The sequence below is a fragment of the Gammaproteobacteria bacterium genome (assembly GCA_036383255.1).
Taxonomy (GTDB): Bacteria; Pseudomonadota; Gammaproteobacteria; order Natronospirales; family REEB76; genus DASUBN01.
Map to the genome: position 1 here is coordinate 14,744 of DASVOS010000008.1, position 22,728 is coordinate 37,471.

Annotated in this window: 18 protein-coding genes and 1 tRNA gene; 14 read left to right on the forward strand and 5 right to left on the reverse strand. The window is 66.8% G+C overall.

What is annotated here, in order from left to right:
• Positions 1 to 116 precede the first annotated feature (116 nt).
• Positions 117 to 2,006, forward strand: a complete 1,890-nt coding sequence (locus VF651_04440; GenBank protein HEX7964949.1) for a M61 family peptidase — start codon at positions 117 to 119, stop codon at positions 2,004 to 2,006.
• A gap of 64 nt (positions 2,007 to 2,070) precedes the next feature.
• Here the strand turns inward: VF651_04440 and VF651_04445 are convergent, their stop codons facing one another.
• Together VF651_04445 and VF651_04450 are read right to left on the reverse strand one after the other, a co-directional pair.
• Positions 2,071 to 2,289: a hypothetical protein gene (locus tag VF651_04445; GenBank protein ID HEX7964950.1), complete on the reverse strand. Its 219-nt coding sequence runs from the start codon at positions 2,287 to 2,289 to the stop codon at positions 2,071 to 2,073.
• Between the two features lie 33 nt (positions 2,290 to 2,322).
• A complete protein-coding gene (locus VF651_04450; protein HEX7964951.1) occupies positions 2,323 to 4,140 on the reverse strand; it encodes a chloride channel protein in 1,818 nt (605 codons plus the stop codon).
• A gap of 99 nt (positions 4,141 to 4,239) precedes the next feature.
• Between VF651_04450 and VF651_04455 the strand changes: the two genes are divergently transcribed.
• Both VF651_04455 and VF651_04460 read left to right on the forward strand, forming a co-directional pair.
• Positions 4,240 to 4,665, forward strand: a complete 426-nt coding sequence (locus tag VF651_04455; protein HEX7964952.1) for a MarR family transcriptional regulator — start codon at positions 4,240 to 4,242, stop codon at positions 4,663 to 4,665.
• Positions 4,666 to 4,717: 52 nt separating this feature from the next.
• Positions 4,718 to 5,590, forward strand: a complete 873-nt coding sequence (locus VF651_04460) for a DUF2971 domain-containing protein (GenBank protein ID HEX7964953.1) — start codon at positions 4,718 to 4,720, stop codon at positions 5,588 to 5,590.
• Positions 5,591 to 5,784: 194 nt separating this feature from the next.
• Here the strand turns inward: VF651_04460 and VF651_04465 are convergent.
• A tRNA-Pro gene (locus tag VF651_04465) sits at positions 5,785 to 5,861 on the reverse strand.
• 139 nt (positions 5,862 to 6,000) lie between these two features.
• Between VF651_04465 and VF651_04470 the strand changes: the two genes are divergently transcribed.
• From VF651_04470 to VF651_04480, 3 genes are read left to right on the forward strand one after another with little or no spacing between them, the layout of a single operon-like run.
• Positions 6,001 to 8,613, forward strand: a complete 2,613-nt coding sequence (locus VF651_04470) for an ATP-binding protein (GenBank protein HEX7964954.1) — start codon at positions 6,001 to 6,003, stop codon at positions 8,611 to 8,613.
• An 8-nt stretch (positions 8,614 to 8,621) separates the two neighbouring features.
• Entirely contained in the window at positions 8,622 to 9,071 is a 450-nt protein-coding gene (locus VF651_04475) for a response regulator (GenBank protein ID HEX7964955.1), read from the forward strand.
• Between the two features lie 36 nt (positions 9,072 to 9,107).
• Positions 9,108 to 12,407: an EAL domain-containing protein gene (locus VF651_04480; protein HEX7964956.1), complete on the forward strand. Its 3,300-nt coding sequence runs from the start codon at positions 9,108 to 9,110 to the stop codon at positions 12,405 to 12,407.
• Positions 12,408 to 12,410: 3 nt separating this feature from the next.
• On the opposite strand, the gene ispB is transcribed toward VF651_04480, so the two are convergent.
• The gene (gene ispB / locus VF651_04485) at positions 12,411 to 13,415 is read right to left on the reverse strand and encodes an octaprenyl diphosphate synthase (protein ID HEX7964957.1); all 1,005 of its coding nucleotides are present in this window, start codon (positions 13,413 to 13,415) and stop codon (positions 12,411 to 12,413) included.
• Positions 13,416 to 13,571: 156 nt separating this feature from the next.
• Between ispB and rplU the strand changes: the two genes are divergently transcribed.
• The 3 genes from rplU (at position 13,572) to cgtA (ending at position 15,330) form a co-directional block, all read left to right on the forward strand.
• The gene (gene rplU, locus VF651_04490) at positions 13,572 to 13,886 is read left to right on the forward strand and encodes a 50S ribosomal protein L21 (protein HEX7964958.1); all 315 of its coding nucleotides are present in this window, start codon (positions 13,572 to 13,574) and stop codon (positions 13,884 to 13,886) included.
• Between the two features lie 20 nt (positions 13,887 to 13,906).
• On the forward strand, positions 13,907 to 14,182 hold the full coding sequence (gene rpmA / locus VF651_04495; GenBank protein HEX7964959.1) for a 50S ribosomal protein L27: 276 nt from the start codon (positions 13,907 to 13,909) through the stop codon (positions 14,180 to 14,182).
• Between the two features lie 77 nt (positions 14,183 to 14,259).
• Positions 14,260 to 15,330 carry an Obg family GTPase CgtA gene (gene cgtA / locus VF651_04500; GenBank protein HEX7964960.1) on the forward strand — a complete coding sequence of 357 codons (1,071 nt, stop codon included), beginning with the start codon at positions 14,260 to 14,262 and terminating at the stop codon, positions 15,328 to 15,330.
• A gap of 58 nt (positions 15,331 to 15,388) precedes the next feature.
• Here cgtA and rpsT read toward each other — a convergent pair whose 3' ends face one another.
• Positions 15,389 to 15,655, reverse strand: a complete 267-nt coding sequence (gene rpsT / locus VF651_04505) for a 30S ribosomal protein S20 (GenBank protein HEX7964961.1) — start codon at positions 15,653 to 15,655, stop codon at positions 15,389 to 15,391.
• Positions 15,656 to 15,868: 213 nt separating this feature from the next.
• Between rpsT and murJ the strand changes: the two genes are divergently transcribed.
• The 5 genes from murJ to ispH are packed head-to-tail and all read left to right on the forward strand — an operon-like array spanning position 15,869 to position 22,688.
• Positions 15,869 to 17,458, forward strand: a complete 1,590-nt coding sequence (gene murJ, locus VF651_04510; protein HEX7964962.1) for a murein biosynthesis integral membrane protein MurJ — start codon at positions 15,869 to 15,871, stop codon at positions 17,456 to 17,458.
• Positions 17,459 to 17,463: 5 nt separating this feature from the next.
• Positions 17,464 to 18,408 (forward strand): bifunctional riboflavin kinase/FAD synthetase, encoded by a 945-nt coding sequence (gene ribF, locus VF651_04515; protein ID HEX7964963.1) that lies wholly within the window; start codon positions 17,464 to 17,466, stop codon positions 18,406 to 18,408.
• Entirely contained in the window at positions 18,409 to 21,246 is a 2,838-nt protein-coding gene (gene ileS / locus VF651_04520) for an isoleucine--tRNA ligase (protein ID HEX7964964.1), read from the forward strand.
• A complete protein-coding gene (lspA, locus tag VF651_04525; GenBank protein HEX7964965.1) occupies positions 21,246 to 21,740 on the forward strand; it encodes a signal peptidase II in 495 nt (164 codons plus the stop codon). Before ileS ends, lspA begins: the two co-directional genes overlap by 1 nt.
• A 6-nt stretch (positions 21,741 to 21,746) precedes the next feature.
• Positions 21,747 to 22,688: a 4-hydroxy-3-methylbut-2-enyl diphosphate reductase gene (gene ispH, locus VF651_04530; GenBank protein HEX7964966.1), complete on the forward strand. Its 942-nt coding sequence runs from the start codon at positions 21,747 to 21,749 to the stop codon at positions 22,686 to 22,688.
• Positions 22,689 to 22,728 lie beyond the last annotated feature (40 nt).

Sequence of the window (22,728 nt, forward strand, 5' to 3'; positions counted from 1 at the left end):
AGGATTTGCCGGTCATTGTGGGGGTGGTACTATCCGGGCGCCCCTCACGTCTGATGCCCATGGATGCGCACAGGTTCCGGGTCGGTGAGGACTCTTTCCACGGGGAGACGCCTCACATGACGAAGTCCCGCCTTATCCCCTTGTCCCTGCTGGTCCTGGCCTTGAGTGCCGGACCGGTCCACGCCGCCGACCTCATCACCCTGGACGTGGACCTCAGGGAGTCCGCACGCCAGCTCTTCCACGGCCACGAGGTGATCCCGGTGAAGCCGGGTCCCCTCACGCTGTATTACCCCAAGTGGATCCCGGGCGAGCACTCGCCCAGCGGTCCGCTGGAGAACCTGGCGGGACTCAAGCTCACGGCGGGCGGCAAGCCGCTGGCCTGGCGCCGCGACCTGAAAGAGATGTACGCCATCCATCTCGAGGTGCCGCAGGGCGTGTCGAGCCTGGACGTGACGTTCGACTTCCTCTCGCCCAGCAACGGCGGCAACTTCGGCCAGAGCGTCTCGGCCACGCCGGACATCGCGGACCTGGAATGGAACCAAGTGCTCCTGTATCCCGCCGGCGCCGCGGCCAAGGACATCCAGTTCCAGCCCAGCGTGAAGCTGCCGGCAGGCTGGCAGTACGCCACCGCGCTCGACACCGCCTCCAAGGACGCGGGCGGCGCGCGCTTCAAGCCGGTGAGCCTGGAGAACCTGGTGGACTCGCCGCTCATCGCCGGCCTGCACTTCAAGCGCGTGGACATCGCGCCGGGCGACAAGGTGCCGGTGCACCTGAACCTGGTGGCGGACACCGACGAGGACCTGGCCATCACGCCCAAGCAGACCGAGGCCATGGTGAACCTGGTGAAGCAGGCCAACATCCTGTTCGGCTCGCACCACTACGAGCACTACGACTTCCTGTTCACGCTCTCCGAGAACACCGGCCACTTCGGCCTGGAGCACCACCAGTCCAGCGACGACCGCAGCTGGAGCGACCTCTACACCACGCCCGAGACCACGCTGGTCGGCGCGCACCTCCTGCCCCACGAGTACGTGCACTCCTGGAACGGCAAGTTCCGCCGCCCGGCGGGTCTCGCCACGCCGGACTTCACCAGCCAGCCCATGCAGGACGACCTGCTGTGGGTGTACGAGGGCCTGACGGAGTACTTCGGCAACGTGCTCAGCGCCCGCAGCGGCAGCATCACCGCGGCACAGTACCGGGAGACCCTGGCCTTCGACGCCGCCACCATGGACAAGCGCCCCGGCCGCAGCTGGCGGCCGCTGCAGGACACCAACGACGAGGCGCAGATCCTGTACTACGCGCCGCGCGAGTGGCAGAACTGGCGCCGGGTGCAGGACTTCTACGTGGAAGGGGAGCTGATCTGGCTGGACGTGGACACGAAGCTCAGGGAGCTCTCCGCCGGCCGCAAGTCCATGGACGACTTCGCCCATGCGTTCTACGGCATGGATGACGGCAGCTACGTGGTGCACCCCTACACCTTCGACGACGTCGTGAACACGCTGAAAGGCGTGCAGGAGTACGACTGGGCCGCATTCCTGCGGGAGCGGCTGGACACCACCCAGCCCGCGGCGCCGCTGGACGGCATCGCCCGGGGCGGCTACCAGCTCGCCTACACCGACACACCGAGCGAGTACTTCAAGGCCTATGAGAAGGTGCGCAAGGTGCAGAACCTCATGTTCTCCATCGGCCTGCAACTCGACGCCAGCGAGCACGACAAGGGCATGGTGCAGGACGTGCTGTGGGACGGCCCCGCTTTCAAGGCCGGCATCGGGCCCGGCATGAAGCTCGTGGCCGTGAACGGCCGCGCCTTCGACGCGGACAAGGACGTGCTGGAGGATGCCATCACGGCGGCGAAGGGCTCCAAGGCGCCGCTACGGCTGCTGCTGCGCCAGCAGGACACTTACCTGAGCTTCGACGTGGACTACCACGGCGGCCTGAAGTACCCGGTGCTGACGCCGGTGGCGGGCAAGGCGCCGCTGCTGGACGCCATCATCGCGGCGCATTGAGGGAATCCGGATGGCCATGAGTCCCGGGATCCGGGACTCATGGCCGATGCCGGCGGAACGTGGCTTAGGGCCGGCTGCTCAGGGCGACGTAGATGGCGATCATGACGGCGCCGATGCCGATCATGGTGAGGCCCCGCTTGAACTCGCGCTTGATGAGCGCGATGAGCCCGATCAGCACGCCCCAACCCGGGATGATCACGCTGAGCGCGATGTCGCCGACGGTGGCTTTCTGGAGCTTGCCGCCGGTCTTGGGTTCCTGGGCGGTGTCTGCGGTCTGGTTCATGTTCATCCCCTTCGATGAGTTGACCCGTCTGGATTATGCCCCCCTGCGCCTGCGGCTGCCACGCTTGCGGCCGAGCCAGCCCGTCTCCACCTCGGACTCCTCGCTGAGGCGCCGCTGGCGCGCTTCCAGGATGGGCGCGCGGTCCAGGTAACCCACCAGGCGTTCCGGATCGCGGCTCTCCACCACCGGCAGGCGGCCGATGCCGTGGCGCAGCATCTGTTCGGCGGCCTCGTGCAGCGTCTCGTCGGTATAGGCGACCACGAGCTTGCGGCCGCCGAGCTTGTGCAGCGGCGTCGCGGGGTCGGTGCCGGCTTCCAGCGCCCGGAACACGTCGCCGCGGGTGACCATGCCCGCTAGCTTGCCGTCCTTGTCCAGCAGCGGATAGGCGCCGTGGCGCGCCACGGAGGGCTCGTGCCGGCCGAGGCGGGCGGCGAGCTCGGAGAGCGGCAGGTCCACCGGCAGGGACGTGGGCCGCTTGTCCATGACCTCGCCCACCCGCACCTGGTGCAGCACGTCCACCTCGTACTCCAGGTGCACCTTGAGGCCGCGGCGCGCGAGCTTCTCGGTCATGATGGATTCGCGCAGGAACAGCTGCGCCACGGCGTTGGCGATGACGCAGACCAGCATCAGCGGCAGCACCGCGTCGTAGTCGCGGGTGATCTCGAAGGCGAAGATGATGAACGCGAAGGTGGCGCGGGAGGCGGCGGCGAACACCGCCGCCATGCCGGTGAGGGCATAGGCGCTGGGGTCCAGGTGCGCGCCCGGCAGGAGCTGGTTCACCGCCAGCGCGTACACGGCGCCGAGGGCCGCGCCGCCCATGAACATGGGAGCGAGCAGGCCGCCGGAGGTGCCGGAACCCAGGGAGATGAGCATGGCCGCGGTCTTGAACACCAGGATCGCGAGCAGGAGGCCGAGGGTCAGGTGGTTGTTGAGGATGTCCGAGAGTGTGCCGTAGCCCACGCCCAGCACCCGCGGCACGAAGTAGCCGATGACGCCGAGGCCGAGCGCGCCCAGGGCCGGCCACCACATCTGATCGAAGGGCAGCTTCTCGAACTGGTCCTCGATCCAATAGAGCGCCTTGCTCACCAGCGTGGCCATGAGCCCGCAGAGCACGCCCAGGATGAGGTAGTAGAGCAGGCCGCGGGCGATGTCGAAGTGCGGTGCGCCGACGCTGAACATGGGGCCGGGGCCGATGAGCACCAGGTGCACGGTGGTGGCGAGGGTGGTCGCGATCACCAGCGGGATGAAGGAGCGGGAGCGGAACTCGAACAGCAGGAGCTCGATGGCGAAGATCACGCCGGCGATGGGCGTGCTGAAGGTGGCCGCCATGCCGGCGGCGGCGCCGCAGCCCAGCAGGACTTTCCGCTCCGCCGCGGTCATGTGCAGCGTCTGCCCGAAGATGGAGCCGAGCGCGCCGCCGGTCTGGATGATGGGCCCTTCCGCGCCGAAGGGGCCGCCAGTGCCGATGGCGATGGCGGCGGAGAGCGGCTTCAGGATCGCCACCCGCGGCGCGATGCGGCTCTTGTTGACGATGATGGCCTCGATCGCCTCGGGGATGCCGTGGCCGCGGATCTTGGAGCTGCCGTACTTGGCCATGATGCCGACGACGAGCCCGCCCAGCGCCGGCACCACCACGATCCACAGGCCCAGCGGGTTCACCGCGAAGGAGGGCAGCGCGAGTGAGATCGTGTGGAAGAACACCAGGTTGCTGCACAGCGCGATCAGTGCGTAGAGCGCGTAGGCGGCGAGACCGGCCACGAGGCCGATGACGCCGGCGAAGCAGGACATGAGGAGCAGGCGCAGGCCATCAGGTCCCGGTCGGTAACGGCGGGGACGCGGACGGTCGTGCATGGCTGACATGGGATCCTCGACGAGAAGGGTTGAGCGAAGACTTGGGGGCGCATAGAATATATCGCATCGCGATATAAGGCAATCCGGATGGGGTCACACATGGACGACATCACCGCGAACTTCCAGGTCAGCGACGAGGACTACCTGACCCTGGCTGCCTTCCGCGCCGCGCTGCGCAAGTTCCTGCGCACCAGCGAGGACATCGCCCACGACCTCGGGCTCACGCCGCAGCAGCACCAGGTGATGCTGGCGGTGCGCGGCTACCCGGGCCAGGAACAGCCCTCCATGGGCCAGCTCGCGGCGCGCCTGCAGGTGCGGCACAACAGCGCGGTGGGACTCGTGACCCGGCTCGTGAAGCTCGGCTACGTGCGCCGCGACACCTCCAGCCAGGACCAGCGCCGCGTGCACATCTCCCTCACCCCCAAGGGCCACGCCATCCTCGACAAGCTCACCGAGGCCCACCGTATCGAGCTCAAGCGCATCGGTCCTGAAATTACCCGGCTACTCAAAGAGCTGACTCGTTAGAAACGTCGAGGCTTATACTTGATGCCTATCTGCGCAGCCGGTAGGTAATGGAATGGCCGAGCCGTCAACCGAGAGCATTTTTTCTGAACGTCCACCGGAAACTCTCTATCACTACACAACTCAATCAGGGTTGTTAGGCATCTTAGAGAGCGAATCGATTTGGTTGACTCATACTCAATACCTCAATGATTCAAAAGAATTCGTTCACGCTCTGTCAATTGCGCAAACCGAAATAGAAGAAAATCTGGCGCGTGCATCCGGTAAAGAAGCTGCAGTATGGGACGAGATGCATAGGGCCATTAAAGAAATGAGCCCCATGAATGTCTGTGTATGTTCTTTTTCTGAGAATAAAGATTCTCTATCGCAATGGCGTGCTTATGGCGGGGAAAGCTCCGGATTTGCAATCGGTATATCCAGAGACTTGCTGCTGCACACAGTGGATGAGCGTAGTTTTTATATGGCGCGCTGTATCTACGATCCTGATTTGCAGAGAAAGTTTATCCGCCGAATAGTTGCTGGGATATTTAGCGAGAATATTGAGAAAGTTCGGACAGCAGGAGCACTGTTGGCAGACGAGGATGCTTTGGACGATTGGCTCCCAGAGGGAGGGAATCTAGTTGCAAGGCTACAGCGGTATGCACCTGTATTAAAAGATCAGGCATTTGAAGAAGAGCGAGAATGGAGAATTATTAGTCGACCTATGATGGCCAAACGACTTTCTTTTCGAGAAGGGAAGTCTACGATAGTTCCTTACTGCAACTTGCCGATTGGTGGTGAAAAAAAGCCCTTCGCGATTAACGAGGTAGTTATTGGACCAACTGTTGCTCAAGGGAGAGCAGTACGAGCCGTTTCGAGTCTTCTCGTGCATCGGAAACACAAAGACGTGTCGGTTACCCTTTCCAAAGTGCCATACAGAACTTGGTAGAGGCCAACACAAGTCGGGGTGACAGGGCGAGGGGGCGAAGCCTCCGAGCGGGCCGGGCAGGAGCCCGCCCTGGCTTTTTGCGTTTGGCAGGATAGCCAAACGCAAAAATGAACCTAGCGGCCCCTACGTATCAAATAGGTGCCGCAGGGTCTATTAAGAACTAAGGGTACAAACTGACGGGAAAAGTCTTTAATTGGTCGGGGTGACAGGATTTGAACCTGCGGCCCCTACGTCCCGAACGTAGTGCTCTACCAGGCTGAGCTACACCCCGAAAGCAGGCCGCGTACTATACGGGAACCCCGGGGGCCTTTCAATCCAAGGGTCCCGGACACGCCTCCCTCATTTGACTACACTGTTTGACATAGGCCGGCCGCCGAGCCGCCGCGGGAAGCCTGTGACAGGCAGTGCCCATGAGCGTGATGGACATCAGGGGATCCTCCGCATGGCGCGCCACGGGCTGGCGCTGGCAGCCGCTGTCGCCCCTGGCCGTGTATGCCGCCCGCGAATATCCGCGCTTCGTGCTCACCAGCCTGTGGCTGGCGGTGACGCTGCTCTGCGTGTGGTGGCCGCTGGCGGACAACGGCTTGCTGCCCCACGGCGCCGGCTTCACCTGGAACCGCTGGGAGTTCCACCTTGGCCACACCGCGGAAGTGGTGCACATCTACCTGCCCTGGACCGTGGGGGTGTGCCTGGTGATGTGGCTGGGGCTGGAGTGGGCGGCGGTGCCGGCCTACCTCGCCACGCTGTTCAGCACGCTCTATAAAGGTATGCCGCCGGACGTGGCGGTGGTGAACGCGCTCCACAACCCCCTGGCGCTGGCGACCTACTTCCTCTTCTACTGCAACTACAAGGGCGACTACAGCCTGCGCAGCGCGCGCTCCTGGGGCTGGTTCCTGCTGGCCTCCCTGAGCGCGGCGCTGGTGAGCTCGCTGGGCTCGTTCATCTCGGAGTTCACGGGCACGGCCCTGGTGGGCGGCGGCGGCATCCTCGCATCCTGGCTGGCCTGGGTGCCGAACGCGTTCCTGCTCTCGGTGCTGACCAGCGCGCCGCTGATCCTCCTGTTCAGCCCTGCCGTCGAGCGCCTCAAGCAGCGCCACTTCGGCACGGGGCGCGGCGAGTCCGCCTACACGCCGCGGGAGCTGGTGCTGGCGGCGAGCATGTTCGCGATCATGCTGGTGCTGTTCCTGCTGGTGGAAGACCAGTGGATGGCGCGGCGCGTGAACGGGCTGCTGCAGGCCTCCATGCCGGATCCGGCGCGGGCCGGCATCCAGGCGCAGTTCGCGGCGGAGCGCTTCGTGATCTGGCTGTTCGCGCTGCTGCTGGCCGGCATCTCCCTGGGCGGGGTGTTCTTCACCAGCCGCTGGGCCCAGCGCACGCGCATGCGCTTCGACCACGAGACGCGCGAGGCGCGCACCGCGGCGCGCCGCAGCGAGTCCAACTTCCGCAACTTCTTCGACAACAATCCGGCGCCGATGCTGCTCTACGACCGGGACACCGGAGAGTTCGTGGACGTCAACCAGGCCGCGATAGACCGCTATGGGCACAGCCGCAGCGAGTTCCTCGAGATGACCATCTTCGACATCCGCCCCGCCGAGGACGTGCCGAAGCTCAAGGCCTTCATGAAGGCGCCGGGCTACCGCAACGCCGAGTACCGCCACGCCGGCGAGTGGCGGCATCTCACCAAGAGCGGCGAGATCATGCACGTGGACGTGCGGGTGAGCGCCGTGGTGCTGGACAACCGTGCGCTCAACCTGGTGCTGATCTACGACATCTCCCCCCGCAAACAGGCGCAGGCGGCGGTGGAGCGCCGCGCCCGCGAGCTGCAGTCGCTGGCGGCCTCGTCGCTGGAGATCGCCGGCGCCAAGACGGTGGACGAGGTGCTGTGCATCAGCGCGGAACGTGCCCGCGAGCTGTCCGGGGCACAGGTGGCGATCGCCCGCTGCGAGCCGCAGCAGCTGCGAGCATCGCTGGGGGAACCCTACGCGGCCTGGCGCGCGCCGGAACGGCTGCCGGACGGCGAGGGCGTGTGGCGCGTGCTCAAGGAGAAGCACCACCCGCTGCGCTTCATGGCCCAGGAGATGCCGGACCACCCGGGGCTGCTGCTGTTCGACGGCAACTACGGGCGCACCGACATCGGCGCGCTGTTGGCGGTGCCGCTGACCGGCGGCGACTCGGAGCTGGTGGGTGCACTGGTGGTGGCCGACAAGGGCGGGGCCGATTTCGACGCGGAGGACGAGTCCATCCTGCTGCAGCTGGCGCAGAGCGCCTCCGCCGGCATCGAGAGCGTGCTGCTGAAGGAGGCGCTGGAAGGGCACATGCACGAGCTGGAGCGGCGGGTGGCGGAACGCACCGCGGAGCTGGATGCGTTCGCCTACTCGGTGGCGCACGACCTCAGGGCGCCGCTGCGCGCCATGCACGGCTTCGCCGACGCGGTGCTGGAGGACCACGGCATCAAGCTGGACGACTCCGGCAGGGACTACCTGGCGCGCATCATCAAGAGCTCCAAGAACATGGACGCCCTGATCCAGGACCTCCTGGCCTACAGCCGCATCGGCCGGGACAAGGTGGAGCTGCAGGGGGTGCCCCTGGCGGAGCTGGTGCAGGAGACGCTGGCGGACCTGCAGCACGACATCGAGTCGCGCGGCGCCGCGGTGGAAGTGGCGGTGCCGCCGTTGACGGTCCTCGGCCACAAGGCCACACTAAAGCAGGTGATCCTCAACCTGGTGGGGAACGCGCTCAAGTTCACGGAGCCCGGGACGGCGCCCAAGGTGCGCATCTGGGCCGTCGCGCGCCGCGGCGACATCGAGCTGTGCGTGAGGGACAACGGCATCGGCATCGCGCCGGAGCACCAGGAACGCATATTCAACGTGTTCGAGAGGCTGCATGGCTCGGAGACCTATCCGGGCACGGGTATCGGCCTCTCCATCGTGAAGAAGGGGCTGGCGAGCATGCAGGGGTCGATCAGCGTCGAATCCGACGGGAAGGGCAGCACCTTCCATGCACGCCTGAAGGAGTACCGGTGATGGCCGACATGGGCGATATAACCAAGACAACCATCCTGCTGGCGGAGGACGACGAGAACGACGTGATGCTGATCAAGCGCGCGTTCAGCAAGTCGCACGTGGTCAACCCCATCGCCTGCGTGAAGAACGGCGAGGAGGCGGTGGCCTACCTCTCGGGCGAAGGGGACTATGCGGACCGGCTGCGCCACCCGCTGCCGTTCATGCTGCTCCTGGACCTGAAGCTGCCGCGGCTCTCGGGCCACGAGGTGCTGAAGTGGCTGCGGGCCCAGAACGGCCTGCGGCGCCTGCCGGTGGTGGTGCTGACCTCGTCGCGCGAGCCGGCCGACATCAACCGCGCCTACGAGCTGGGGGCGAACTCCTACCTGGTGAAGCCGGTGGTGTTCGAGGAGTTCAGCGCACTTTTGAAGCAGCTTCAGGTCTATTGGCTGATGCTGAGCGAGCACCCGGAACTGCACTAGCGGGACCGGACCGGGGACCAGGCCTGGGGAGGGCCGATGGCGGAGAAGAAGCGAGTGGAAGGCGAGACTGCGCGCGCCAGTGCCGGCGGTCCGCGCGTATTGCTCGTGGACGACAACCCGGACGACCGCGCCCTGGTGGAGCGGGAGCTGCGCAAGGACTTCCCGGACGCCCTGACCTTCCAGGTGAGCACGCCGGCCCAGCTCGAGGCCGCCATCGCCCAGCCGGGCCTCGACCTCGTGATCACGGACTTCCACCTCAAGTGGTCCACGGGCCTCGAGGTGCTGAAGCGCATCCGCAGCCGCGACCAGGACCTGCCGGTGATCATGTTCACCGGCACCGGCACCGAGGAGGTGGCGGTGGAGGCGATGCGGCTCGGGCTCGCGGACTACGTGACCAAGTCCTCCAAGCACATGCCGCGACTGCGCCGCTCGGTGAAGGCGGCGCTCTCGGCGGCGACCCATGCGCGCGCGCGCGAGCAGGCGGAGAACCTGCTGGCGGATGCGCTCGGCTACATCGAGGACGGTTTCATAATCTTCGACGCCGACGACAAGGTGGTGGTGTCGAACGACCAGCTCAAGCTCATGTACCCGCACCTCGCCCCGCTCATGGTGCCCGGCACCAAGTTCGAGGACATGCTGCGCGCGGCCATCGAGGCGGACAAGATCGCGATCCCGGACGGCGACGCGGAGAGGTGGCTGCAGGACCGGCTCGAGGCGCACCACCGTTCCACCGGCAGCCTGGAGCAGCGCCTGCCGGACGGCCGCTGGGTGCTGATCAAGGAGCGGCGCAGCCGCGACGGCGGCTACATCAACGTCTATACGGACGTCACCGCGCTCAAGCAGCGCGAGCTGGAGCTGGAGAAGCTGCTCTCGGAGCACGTGATGCTGGGCGCGGCGGTGAGCCAGTCGCCGGCGGGCGTGATGGTGGCGGACGCCACCGGCGGCGACAGCTACCTGATCACCTACATCAATCCGGCGTTCCAGCGCATCACCGGCTACACGTTCGAGGAAGTGCGCGGGCGGGACTGGACCCTGCTGAAGGGCGAGGAGACCTCCCCGCAGACCTGCGACGAGGTCAACTCGGCGCTGCGCGCACACCGCTCCATCCAGGTCGAGATCATCAACTACCGCAAGGACGGCACCAAGTTCTGGGACGAGCTGTCCATCAGCCCGGTGTTCGATGAGCAGGGCGCGGTCAAGTTCTTCGTCGGCGTGCTCACCGACATCAGCGAGCGGGTGCGCACCCGCGACATGCTGGAGGAGCGCACCTCGATGCTGGGCGAGGCCGAGCACCTCGCGCACCTCGGCCACTGGCGCTGGGACATCGCCAGCAACAAGCTGTGGTGGTCCGACGAGGTCTACCGCATACGCGGCCTCGACCCGCGCAGGATCGACCCGGACTTCAACCGCACCCTCAGCACCTACCACCCGGACGACCAGCCCTACGTGGAGAAGTTCGTGCGCCACGCCGCCGCCACCCACGAGAGCGTGGAGTTCGAGGCGCGGGTGGTGCGGCCGGACGGCCAGATCCGCCACGTGCGGGTGAAGGGCCAGTACAGCCCGCCCACCCCGGACGCCGGCGAGTCGGTGTTCGGCATCTTCCAGGACATCACTTCCCAGAAGGAGAGCGAGGCGGCGCTGCGGCGCAGCGAGCGCCAGTACCGCCGCCTGATGGAGGCGGTGCCGCACGGCATCAAGGAGATCGCGCTGGACGGCGTGATCACCTACGCGAACCAGGCCCACCACGAGATGCTGGGCTACATGCCCGGCGGCCTCGTGGGCAAGAAGGTCTTCGACATCATCGCCGACGCGCCGCAGCGGGCCGAGGCGGAGATGCGCTTCCGCAAGCTGGTGACGGGCGAGCGCCCCAGCATGGCGTTCACCACCCGCTACCTCACCGCCGACGGGCGCATCATCGACGTGCAGGTGGACGCGGTGATCAGCCGCAACGAGAGCGGCGGCATCAACGGCGTGATCTCGGTCACCACCGACATCACCGAGCGGGTGCAGAGCGAGAAGCGCCTGCGCTACCTCGCGTTCTACGACCCGCTCACCGGACTCGGCAACCGGGTGCTGCTCACCGAGCACCTGGCGGACCAGTTCCGCTACGCCGGCGCGGACCGGCGCGTGGCGGTGGTGCTGTGCAACATCGACGGCTTCAAGATCATCAACGACGTGCTGGGCCACGACGCGGGCGACAGCGTGCTGCGCGAGTTCGGTACCCGCCTCTCGGCCGCCTTCGGCGGCTCCGAGGGCGTGGCGCGGCTCGCGGCGGACGAGTTCGCGGCGGTGATCATCGGCGACGGCAGCCGCGAGGCGCTGCGCCAGCAGCTGGAGTCCGTGAAGGGGATGCTCGAGGCGCCCCTGCAGCTGCCGGCGAGCCGGCTGGACCTGCGGGTCAGCATGGGCGTGGCCATGGCGCCGCAGGACGGCGAGACGGCGGAGGCGCTGCTGCGCAACGCCGACAACGCGCTGCTGGAGGTGAAGCGCCAGGACCCGGGCGGCATGCGCTTCTACAACGCCGACATGAAGGCGCTGGCGGAGGAATACCTGACGCTGCGCGGCAACCTGCGCCGCGCCACCATGCAGGGCGAGATCTACCTGGAGTACCAGCCGCAGGTGGAGCTGATCGGCGGCAAGGTCGCGGGGCTGGAGGCGCTGGCGCGCTGGCGCACCGCCGACGGCGCGCTAATCTCGCCCACCAAGTTCATCCCCATCGCCGAGCAGAGTGGCGACATCCTGATGCTGGGCAGCTGGCTGCTGGAGGCGGCGTGCCGCCAGGCGGTGTCATGGCGCAGCCTGGGGGTGCCGCTGGCGCCGCTCACGGTGAACGTGTCGCCGCGCCAGTTCCTGCAGGACGACATGGTGGCGACGGTGAAGGGCATCCTGGACCGCACCGGACTCGAGGCGCAGATGCTGCAGCTCGAGCTGACGGAGACCGCGCTCATGACCGACAGCCCGGCGGTGCTGCAGCGCATGGACGACCTGGCCGACATGGGCGTGGGGTTCTCGCTGGACGACTTCGGCACCGGCTATTCGTCGTTGAGCTACCTGAACCGTTTCCCCATACGCACCATCAAGGTGGACCGCAGCTTCGTGGCGGGCGTGCCGGACGACGCGCGCCAGGCGGCGATCGTCAACGCGGTGATCGCCATGGGCCATGAGCTGGGCATCAAGGTGGTGGCGGAAGGCGTGGAGGCGGCGCGCCAGGGGGAGTTCCTGCGGGAGGCGGGCTGCGACATGGCCCAGGGCTTCTATTACAGCCATCCGCTCTCGGCTGACGCCTGCGCCGACATCCTGCGCCAGGGCAGCGTGCCCATGCTGCGGCGCCGCTGAGCGCTAGCTGCGGCGGGTGACGGCGAACTCGGCCAGTTCTTCCAAAGCGTCCCGGTAGGGCGAGGGCGGCAGGGCCTTTAGGCACTCGCGCGCCTTCCCGCTCTCCTCGCGGGCGCGCCGGCGGGTGTAGTCCAGGGCGCCGCCGCGGCTGACGATGCGGATCACTTCCTTCACCTGTTCGAGGCCGCCCGTTTCCACGGCGGAGCGCAGCAGCGCCCGTTCACTGCCTTCGGCATCCTGCAGCGCGTGGATCAGGGGCAGGGTGGGCTTGCCCTCGGCCAGATCGTCGCCGATGTTCTTGCCCATCTCCTCGGCGGTTGCGCTGTAGTCCAGGACGTCGTCGATGAGCTGGAACGCGACGCCCAGGTGCAGGCCGTAGCCCGCGAGGGCCTGCTCCTCGGCGGCGGGCCGCTTCGCCAGCACCGCGCCCAGGCGGGCGCCCGCCTCGAACAGCGTGGCGGTCTTGCGGTGGATGACCTCGGTGTAGCGTTCTTCCGTGGTGTCCGGGTCGTGGCAGTTGAGGAGCTGCATGACCTCGCCCTCGGCGATGCGGTTGGTGGCGTCGGCCATCACCTGCATGACGCGCATCTCGTCCAGCTTCACCATCATCTGGAAGGCGCGGGAGTACAGGAAGTCGCCGGTGAGCACGCTGGCCGGATTGCCCCAGACCGCGTTGGCGGTGTCCCGCCCGCGGCGCAGCTCCGAGCCGTCCACCACGTCGTCGTGGAGCAGGGTGGCGGTGTGGATGAACTCGATGATGGCGGCGAGCTCCACGTGCCGCAGGCCCTGGATGCCGCAGGCCCGGGCCGCCAGGAGCACCACCAGGGGCCGTAGGCGCTTGCCGCCGGCTACCACCAGGTACTCCCCCAGCTGGTTGATGAGGGCCACGTCGGACCTGAGCTCGTCCCGGACGCGCCTGTCGGCCGCGGCCAAGTCCTCCGCCACCAGGGCGCGCAGGGCATCCAGGCCGGGGGCGCCCGCAGGGGGGGTGGGAGAGGGTCGGGACATGGGGGCCGGGCAGGGGCGGCGGGACGCCGCGGGAAGGGGATGCTAGGGGGGGGCGAAAATTGTGTCAAGCCAAGGCCTTACAGTTTGACCGGGGGCGCTGAACCCCTTAAAATGCGCGCCCTTTGACGCTATTTTTGACGGTTTCTGGAGACCCCCATGTACGCTGTTATCGTGACCGGAGGCAAGCAGTACCGCGTTGCCCAGGGCGACGTGATCAAGGTGGAACTGCTCGACGCCGAGGCCGGCAGCGACGTGTCCTTCGACCAGGTCCTGATGGTCGGCAAGGAAGGCGAGGCCCCCAAGCTGGGCGTGCCCTTCATCTCCGGTGGCAAGGTCACCGGCAAGGTGAAGCGCGATGGCCGCACCGACAAGGTGTTCACCTTCAAGCTGCGCCGCCGCAAGAACTACCGCCGCCGCGCCGGCCACCGGCAGCATTTCACCGAGGTCGAGATCACCGGGATCTCGGGCTAAGCATTTCGAGGATATAGGCAATGGCACATAAAAAAGCAGGCGGCAGTACCCGTAACGGCCGCGACTCCGAGTCGAAACGCCTGGGCGTAAAAGTCTATGGCGGTCAGGCGGTGATCTCCGGCAACATCATCATCCGTCAGCGCGGCACCGAGTACCGTGCCGGCGAGAACGTGAAGATGGGCAAGGACCACACCCTGTTCGCGGTGGCCGCCGGCCACGTGAAGTTCCAGGAGAAGGGCAAGCCGGTGCGCCGCTACGTGAGCGTGATCGCCACCGAGGCCGCTCCTGCCAAGTAAGCCTTCGACGGGTCATCCGTACAGAAAGCCCCGGTCTCCGGGGCTTTTTTGTTTATCCTCAGGCGTAAGCTAAAGCCATGAAATTCGTAGACGAAGCCACCATCAAGGTGATCGCCGGCAACGGCGGCAACGGCGTCGCGAGCTTCCGCCGCGAGAAGTTCATCCCCATGGGCGGCCCGGACGGCGGTGACGGCGGCGACGGCGGCAGCATCTTCCTGGAGGCGACCCAGGGACTGAACACCCTAGCGGATTTCCGCAACACCCGTACCTACGAGGCCCAGCACGGCGAGAAGGGCCAGAGCCGCGACATGACCGGCCGCGGCGGTGAGGACATGACGGTGGCGGTGCCGGTGGGCACGCTGGTCTACGACGCGGACACGCAGGAGCTCCTGGGGGACCTGGTCAAGCTGGGAGAGCGGTTGAAGGTGGCCCAGGGGGGCTTCCATGGCCTGGGCAACTCCCGCTTCAAGAGCAGCGTGAACCGGGCGCCGCGCCAGACCACGCCGGGCTCCCCAGGCGAGCGGCGCACCCTGAAGCTGGAACTCAAGGTTTTGGCGGACGTGGGCCTCTTGGGCCTGCCGAACGCCGGCAAGTCCACGCTGATCCGGTCGGTCTCGGCGGCGCGGCCCAAGGTGGCGGACTACCCCTTCACCACCCTGCACCCTAACCTGGGGGTGGTCTCGGTGGGGCAGCACCGCAGCTTCGTGATGGCCGACGTGCCGGGGCTGATCGAGGGGGCGGCGGAGGGGGCAGGGTTGGGCATCCGCTTCCTCAAGCACCTGCAGCGCACGCGCCTCTTGCTGCATCTCGTGGACGTGGCGCCCTACGAGGGCAGCGGCGACCCGGTGCAGGATGCCCAGTCCATCGTGAAGGAGCTGGAGAAGTTCAGCCCGGAACTGGCGGAGCGGGAGCGCTGGCTGGTGCTGAACAAGCTGGACCTCTTGCCGCCGGAGGAGCGGGACGCACGCTGCCAGGCCATCGTGGAGGGTCTAGGGTGGAAGGGGCCGGTGTTCCGCATCTCCGGCATCTCGGGGGAGGGCACCCAGGAGCTGTGCCAGAAGATCATGGCCAGGCTGGAGGAGATCGGCGTCGCGACGCCGGCGTTCCCCGATGCGCCGCCCGAGCCGGAGCCGGATGAGTACGAATAAGCAAAAGAAAAGCCGGCTACGAAGCCGGCTTTCCTTTTGCACACTGGAGGGGGAAGGCTTAGGCCTTCATGCCCTTGATGTGGGCGTTCAGGCGGCTCTTGTGGCGAGCGGCCTTGTTGCGGTGCAGTAGGCCCTTGTCAGCCATGCGGTCGATGACCGGCACAGCTTCCTTGTAGGCGGTCTCGGCCTCGGCCTTCTTGCCTTCGCCGATCAGCTTCACGACCTTCTTGATGTAGCTGCGCACCATGGAACGCATGGTGGCGTTGTGGTCGCGGTGGGCGAGCGCCTGACGGGCGCGCTTCTTAGCTTGCTTGGTATTGGCCAAAGTACTGCTCCTGGGACCTGATGTCGCCGCCGGCCTCAAGGCCGGCAGCCCGAAAGGGTGCGTACTATACGGATTCCGGGGGGATTTCGCAACGAAAACGCACCTAAACCACTGCCTGGCCTGCCTTTTCGGCCCCGTGGCATGGCCGGGAGGCCCCCTGGCCCGGTATCATGGCGGGCCTTTACGCCCCCGTTCTCCAAGGCCCCGAACGACATGTCCCGCGCGCTGTTCAAGGCCACCTCCCTGGTGGGAGGGATGACCTTAATCTCCCGCATCCTGGGCTTCGCCCGGGACATGGTCCTGGCCCGCTACTTCGGCGCCGGCATGGTCATGGACGCCTTCACCATGGCCTTCAAGATCCCCAACTTCGGCCGCCGCACCTTCGGTGAGGGGGCCTTCTCGCTGGCTTTCGTGCCGGTGCTCTCGGAGTACAAGGCCACCCGCAGCCACGGGGAGGTGAAGCTGCTCACGGACCAGGTGGCGGGTAGCCTGGGGCTGGCGCTGCTCATCGTGACCGCCGTGGGCGTGCTGGGCGCGCCGGTGGTGATGTGGATCTTCGCGCCGGGTTTCAGCAACTACCCGGACAAGTACGACCTGTCGGTGGCGATGCTGCGGGTCACCTTCCCGTACCTGATGTTCATCTCGCTCACGGCCATGGCCGGGGGCATCCTCAACACCTACAGCCGGTTCTGGGTGGCCTCGTTCACCCCAGTGCTCCTCAACATCTGCATGATCCTGGCCACCGTCTACCTGGCGCCGCACCTCGCGCAGCCGGGGATGGCGCTGGCCTGGGGCGTGTTCATCGCGGGGATCGTGCAGCTCGCGTTCCAGCTGCCGTTCCTGGCGCAGCTTCAGCTCCTGCCCCGGCCGCGCTGGGGCGAGACCCACGAGGCGGTGACGCGCATCATGAAGCTGATGCTGCCGACGGTGTTCAGCTCCTCGGTGGCGCAGGTGAACCTGCTGGTGGACTCGCTGATCGCCTCGTTCCTGGCGACGGGCAGCGTGAGCTGGCTGTACTACGCGGACCGCATCATGGAGTTCCCGCTGGGGATCTTCTCCATCGCGCTCGGCACGGTGCTCCTGACCACGCTGGCGCAGCACCACGCGCTCAAGAACACCGCCGGTTTCTCGGCCACCCTGGACTGGGCTTTCCGGGTCACCGCGGTGGTGGTGCTGCCAGCGGCCATGGGCCTGCTGGTGTTCTCAGGGCCGCTGCTCACCACGCTGTTCAACTACGGCGCCTTCGATGCCCATGACACGCTGATGGTGACCTGGGCGCTCACCACCTACTCCATGGGACTCCTGAGCTTCACCATGGTGAAGGTGCTCTTGCCGGCCTACTACGCGCGCCAGGACAGCCGCACGCCGTTCCGTACCGCCATCGTGGCGGTGTCGGCGAACCTGTTCTTCAACCTGGTCATCACCATCCCCTGGGCGCACGCCGGCTGGATAGCGCCCCACGCGGGCCTCGCGCTCTCCACCTCCCTGGCCTCGTTCGTGAACGCCGGGCAGCTCTATTACGGCCTGCGCAAGAACGGCGTCTACACGCCCACCGGCGGGTGGAAGACGCTCCTGATGCGGGTGATGATCGCGAACGTGGTGATGGGCGGCATGCTGGTGTGCTTCAGCGGCCGTCTCGCCACCTGGATAGAGCGCGGCGCGCTGCACCGCATAGAATGGCTGGCCTTCTGGCTGGTGGCGGCGGTGGTGGTGTACTTCGGCGTGCTGTTCGGCCTCGGCTTCCGACTCAGCGACCTCAGGGTGAAGGGCACGCACTTGCCGAGCGGCGCGACGCCGGTGTGAGCCGGATGGAGCTCATCCGGGGACTCAAGAGCCTGAAGCCCCGCCACCGCGGCGCGGTGGCGAGCATCGGCAACTTCGACGGCGTGCACCTGGGCCACCAGGCGGTGCTGAGGGATCTCAAGCAGCGGGCGCGGGATTTGAGCGTGCCGGCCACGCTGATCCTGTTCGAGCCGCAGCCGCAGGAGTATTTCGCCGGGGACAAGGCACCGGTGCGGCTGACCCGCTTCATGGAGAAGTGGCCGCTGCTGGAGGCGGCGGGCGTGGAGCGGGTCCTGTGCCTGCGCTTCGACCGCAGTCTGGCGGCCGTGCCCGCGGAGACGTTCATCAGCCGTGTGCTGGTGGAGGGGCTGGGGCTGCGGCACCTGACGGTGGGAGACGACTTCCGCTTCGGCAAAGACCGGCGCGGTGACTTCGCGATGCTGAGGCAAGCCGGAGCGGAACACGGTTTCGAAGTGGCGGACACGGCCTCGGTGACGGCGGCGGGTGAGCGGGTGAGCAGCACCCGCATCCGCACGCTCCTCGCGGAAGGCAGGATGGAAGAAGCGGCGAAGCTGCTGGGCCGGCCCTTCGGTCTCATGGGGCGGGTGATGCACGGGGAGCGGCTGGGCCGCCGGCTGGGATTCCCCACGGTGAACCTGGCGTTGAAGCGGGCCCAGGCGCCGGTGAGCGGCATCTTCGCGGCCCGGGTGGCGGGCGTGACCGGGACGGACGTGGACGCGGCCGCATATATAGGAAGGCGGCCGGCGGCAGGCGGCACGGAGCTCACGGTGGAAGCGCATCTCCTCGGCTACGAAGGCGACCTCTATGGCCGTCGCATCGAGGTGAAGCTCCTGGAGCGTCTGCGGGAGGACCGGCACTTTGATAGTCTGGACGCCCTCGCGGCCCAGATCAGCAAGGACATAGACGCCGCGCGTGCGCGGCTGGCACACGTGGACCCAAGAAAGCACTGAATGGACAAGCAATCCGACAACGCTCCCGACTACAAGAGCACCCTGAACCTGCCCCGCACGGATTTCCCCATGAAGGCGAACCTGCCGGGACGGGAGCCGGAGTGGCTGAAGCGCTGGGCCGATGCCGACCTGTACGGGCGCATCCGCAAGGCGCGCGCGGGCAAACCGCGCTACATCCTGCAGGACGGGCCGCCCTACGCGAACGGCGACATCCACCTGGGCCATGCCGTGAACAAGGTGCTCAAGGACATCGTGGTGAAGTCCCACTCCCTGGACGGCTTCGACGCACCCTACGTGCCGGGCTGGGATTGCCATGGCCTGCCGATCGAGCTGCAGGTGGAGAAGAAGGTGGGCAAGGCAGGGCAGAAGGTGGACGCCAAGGCGTTCCGTGCCGCCTGCCGCGAGTACGCCAAGGAACAGATCTCCCGCCAGCGGGAGGATTTCAAGCGCCTGGGCATCCTGGGTTCCTGGGACGAGCCTTATCTCACGATGAACTTCCAGTTCGAGGCGGACCAGCTCAGGGCCCTCTCGGAAGTGATCAAGCGCGGACACCTATATAAAGGGTTGAAGCCGGTCTACTGGTGCCTGGATTGCGGGTCGGCGCTGGCGGAAGCTGAGGTGGAATACGAGGACAAGACCTCGCCGGCCATCGACGTGCGCTTCAAGGCGGCTGACGAGGCAGACCTCCTGAAGCGCCTGAAGGGCGCCGGCGGCTCTGGACCGGTGTCGGTGCCCATCTGGACCACCACGCCCTGGACGCTGCCCGCCAACCAGGCGGTGGCCTTGAACGGCGAGATCGAATACGCGCTGGTGCAGTTCGACGCGGGCCGGGGTCCGGAACGGGTGCTGTTGGCGAAGCCCATGATCGAAGGGGTGATGCAGCGCTGGAAGATCGCGGACTACAAGCTGGCGGGCGAGAGCCTGGGCAAGGAACTGGAAGGCGCGATGCTGCGGCATCCCTTCTATGCGCGCTCGGTGCCGGTGGTGCTGGGCGAGCACGTGACGCTGGATGCAGGCACCGGCGCGGTGCATACGGCGCCCGGGCACGGCCAGGAAGACTTCGCGGTGGGCATGCAGTACAAGCTGCCGATCGTGAACCCCGTGGACAGCCAGGGCGTGTACCTGCCCAATACGGAACTCTTCGCCGGACAGCACGTGTTCAAGGCGAACGACCACATCGTCAAGGTGCTCATGGAGCAGGGCACGCTGCTGCATCACGAGCCCTACCGCCACAGCTATCCCCATTGCTGGCGCCACAAGTCGCCGGTGATCTTCCGTGCCACGCCGCAGTGGTTCATCGGCATGGATCACAACGGCCTGCGCCGGGCGGCGATGGAAGAGATCAAGAAGGTGAAATGGATCCCGGACTGGGGCCAGAACCGCATCGAGGCCATGGTGGGCAACCGCCCGGACTGGTGCATCTCGCGCCAGCGCACCTGGGGCGTGCCCATCGCGCTGTTCGTGCACAAGGCCACCGGTGAATTGCATCCGCGCACGGCGGAACTGCTGGAGACCGTGGCCCAGGGCGTGGAGAAGGAGGGCGTGGACTTCTGGTTCTCGCGCGGAGCCGAGGAGTTCCTGGGCGGCGAGGCCAAGGACTACGACAAGGTCAAGGACATCCTGGACGTGTGGTTCGACTCCGGCGTGGTGCACTACTGCGTGGGCGAGAAGCGTCTCGGGATCGGACCGGAGCAGAAGGCGGACATCTATCTGGAAGGCTCGGACCAGCACCGCGGCTGGTTCCAGTCCTCGCTGCTCACCTCCGTGGCCATCCGCGGCAAGGCGCCCTACAAGGACGTGCTCACTCACGGGTTCACGGTGGACGAGCAGGGCCGCAAGATGTCCAAGTCCATCGGCAACATGATCGTGCCGCAGAAGGTGATCGGCGCGCTGGGCGCGGACGTGCTGCGCCTATGGGTCGCTTCCACCGACTACAGCGGCGAGCTCACCGTCTCCGACAACATCCTGAAGCACAACGCCGAGGCCTACCGGAAGATGCGCAACACCGTGCGCTACCTGCTGGCGAACCTCTACGACTTCGACCCGGCGCAGCACGCGCTGGCACCGGGCAAGATGCTGGCGCTGGACCTGTGGCTGGTGGAGCGCGCGCGGCAGCTGCAGAAGGAGCTGGTGCAGGCCTACCAGGACTACCAGTACCACCTCATCTACCAGAAGCTCTATGCGTTCTGCGTGGTGGACCTGTCGAGCTTCTACCTGGACGTGGTCAAGGACCGGGAGTACACCACCCGCGCCGACAGCGTGGCGCGGCGCTCCTGCCAGACCGCCATGCATCACGTAGCCGAGGCCATGGTGCGCTGGCTGGCGCCGATCCTGAGCTTCACTGCCGAGGAGATCTGGCACTTCCTGCCGGGCAAGCGCGAGGAGTCGGTGTTCCTGGCCACCTGGTACGCGCTGCCGGAGGCAGCCAAGACCGACATGCGGCTGTGGCAGCGGGTGCTGACGGTGCGCGAGGCGGTGCGCAAGGAACTGGAGAAGCTGCGCGTGGACGGCAAGATCGGTTCGTCCCTGGACGCGGAAGTGGACCTCTACTGCGAGCCGGAGCTGGCGCAGGATCTCGGCGGCCTCGGTGAGGAACTGCGTTTCGCGCTCATCACCTCCTACGCGCGGGTGCATGGCGACGACGGCCGGCCCAAGGACGCGGCGGCAGCCGAGGAAGTACCCGGCCTGTGGCTGAAGGTGAAGGCTTCGGAGCATGAGAAGTGCGTGCGCTGCTGGCATCACCGGGAGGACGTGGGTCAGGACAAGAACCATCCTGGGCTCTGCGCGCGTTGCGTCAGCAACGTCACCGGCGCAGGCGAAGCCAGGAAATACGCCTGATGAAAATCCCCGGCAAGTCCGCATGGCTTGGACTCTCCCTGGCGATCATCGTGCTGGATCAGCTCAGCAAGCGTTACGTGGCGGCGCACATGCACCTCTACGACTCGCTGTACGTGCTGCCGGTGTTCAATGTCGCGCTGCTGCACAACACGGGTGCCGCCTTCAGCATGCTGGCGGGCGCCTCCGGCTGGCAGCGCTGGTTCTTCGTGGTGCTGGCGCTGGTGATCCTCGGGCTCATCGTGGCCTGGCTCGCGCGCATGCCGGCCAATGGCAGCCGCTGGGTGGCAGCAGGCCTCGCGCTGGTGGCGGGCGGCGCCGTCGGCAACGTGTGGGACCGCCTGGCCATGGGCTACGTGGTGGATTTCCTGCAGTTCCACTGGCAGGGCTGGTTCTTCCCGGCCTTCAACGTGGCGGATTCCGCCATCACCCTGGGCGCCGTCATGCTGATCCTGGACGGCGTGTTCATGCAGAGACGCATGCGAGTAGTAAAATAGACCTGAATGGAAATCCTGCTCGCTAACCCCCGTGGCTTCTGCGCCGGCGTGGACCGCGCCATCGAGATCGTCGAGCGTGCCATCGAGCTCTATGGCGCGCCCATCTACGTGCGCCACGAGGTGGTGCATAACCGCCACGTGGTGGAGCGGCTGCGCAACCTGGGAGCCGTGTTCGTGGACGAACTGGACCAGGTGCCGGACGACGGCATCGTGATCTTCAGCGCCCATGGCGTGTCCAAGACGGTACGCGGCGAGGCGGACCGGCGGGGCCTCAGGGTGTTCGATGCCACCTGCCCGCTGGTGACCAAGGTGCACATGGAGGTGAGCCGCTACGCCCGCGATGGGTTGGACGTGGTGCTCATCGGGCATGCCGGCCACCCGGAGGTTGAGGGCACCATGGGACAGTTCGACGCCGGCTTCGGCGGCGCCATCCATCTGGTGGAGACGCCGGCAGACGTGGAGAAGCTCAAGTTGCGCGCGCCGGAGAAGAGCGCGTTCGTGACCCAGACCACGCTCTCCATGGACGACACCGCGCGGGTGATCGACGCGCTGCGGGCGCGCTTCCCCGCGATCCACGGACCGCGCAAGGATGACATCTGCTACGCGACCCAGAACCGGCAGGACGCGGTGAAGAAGCTCGCGCGCCAGTGCCAGGTGCTGCTGGTGGTGGGCTCACGCAACAGCTCCAACTCGAACCGCCTGCGCGAGATCGCCGAGGGCGAGGGCGCGGCGGCCTATCTCATCGACGGGCCCGAGGACATGCAGCAGGCCTGGTTCGCGGGCAAGGACGCGGTGGGCGTGACCGCCGGGGCTTCAGCACCGGAGGTGCTGGTGCAGCAGGTGGTGGAGCGCCTCAAGCAATGGGGCGGACACAGCGCGCGTGAGATCCAGGGCATCCCCGAGAACGTGGAGTTCGCCCTGCCCAAGGTGCTGCGCCGCGTCAGCTAGGCGTGAATATGCAGCCCCGGCCGGCGCGTCCGGCGATCCC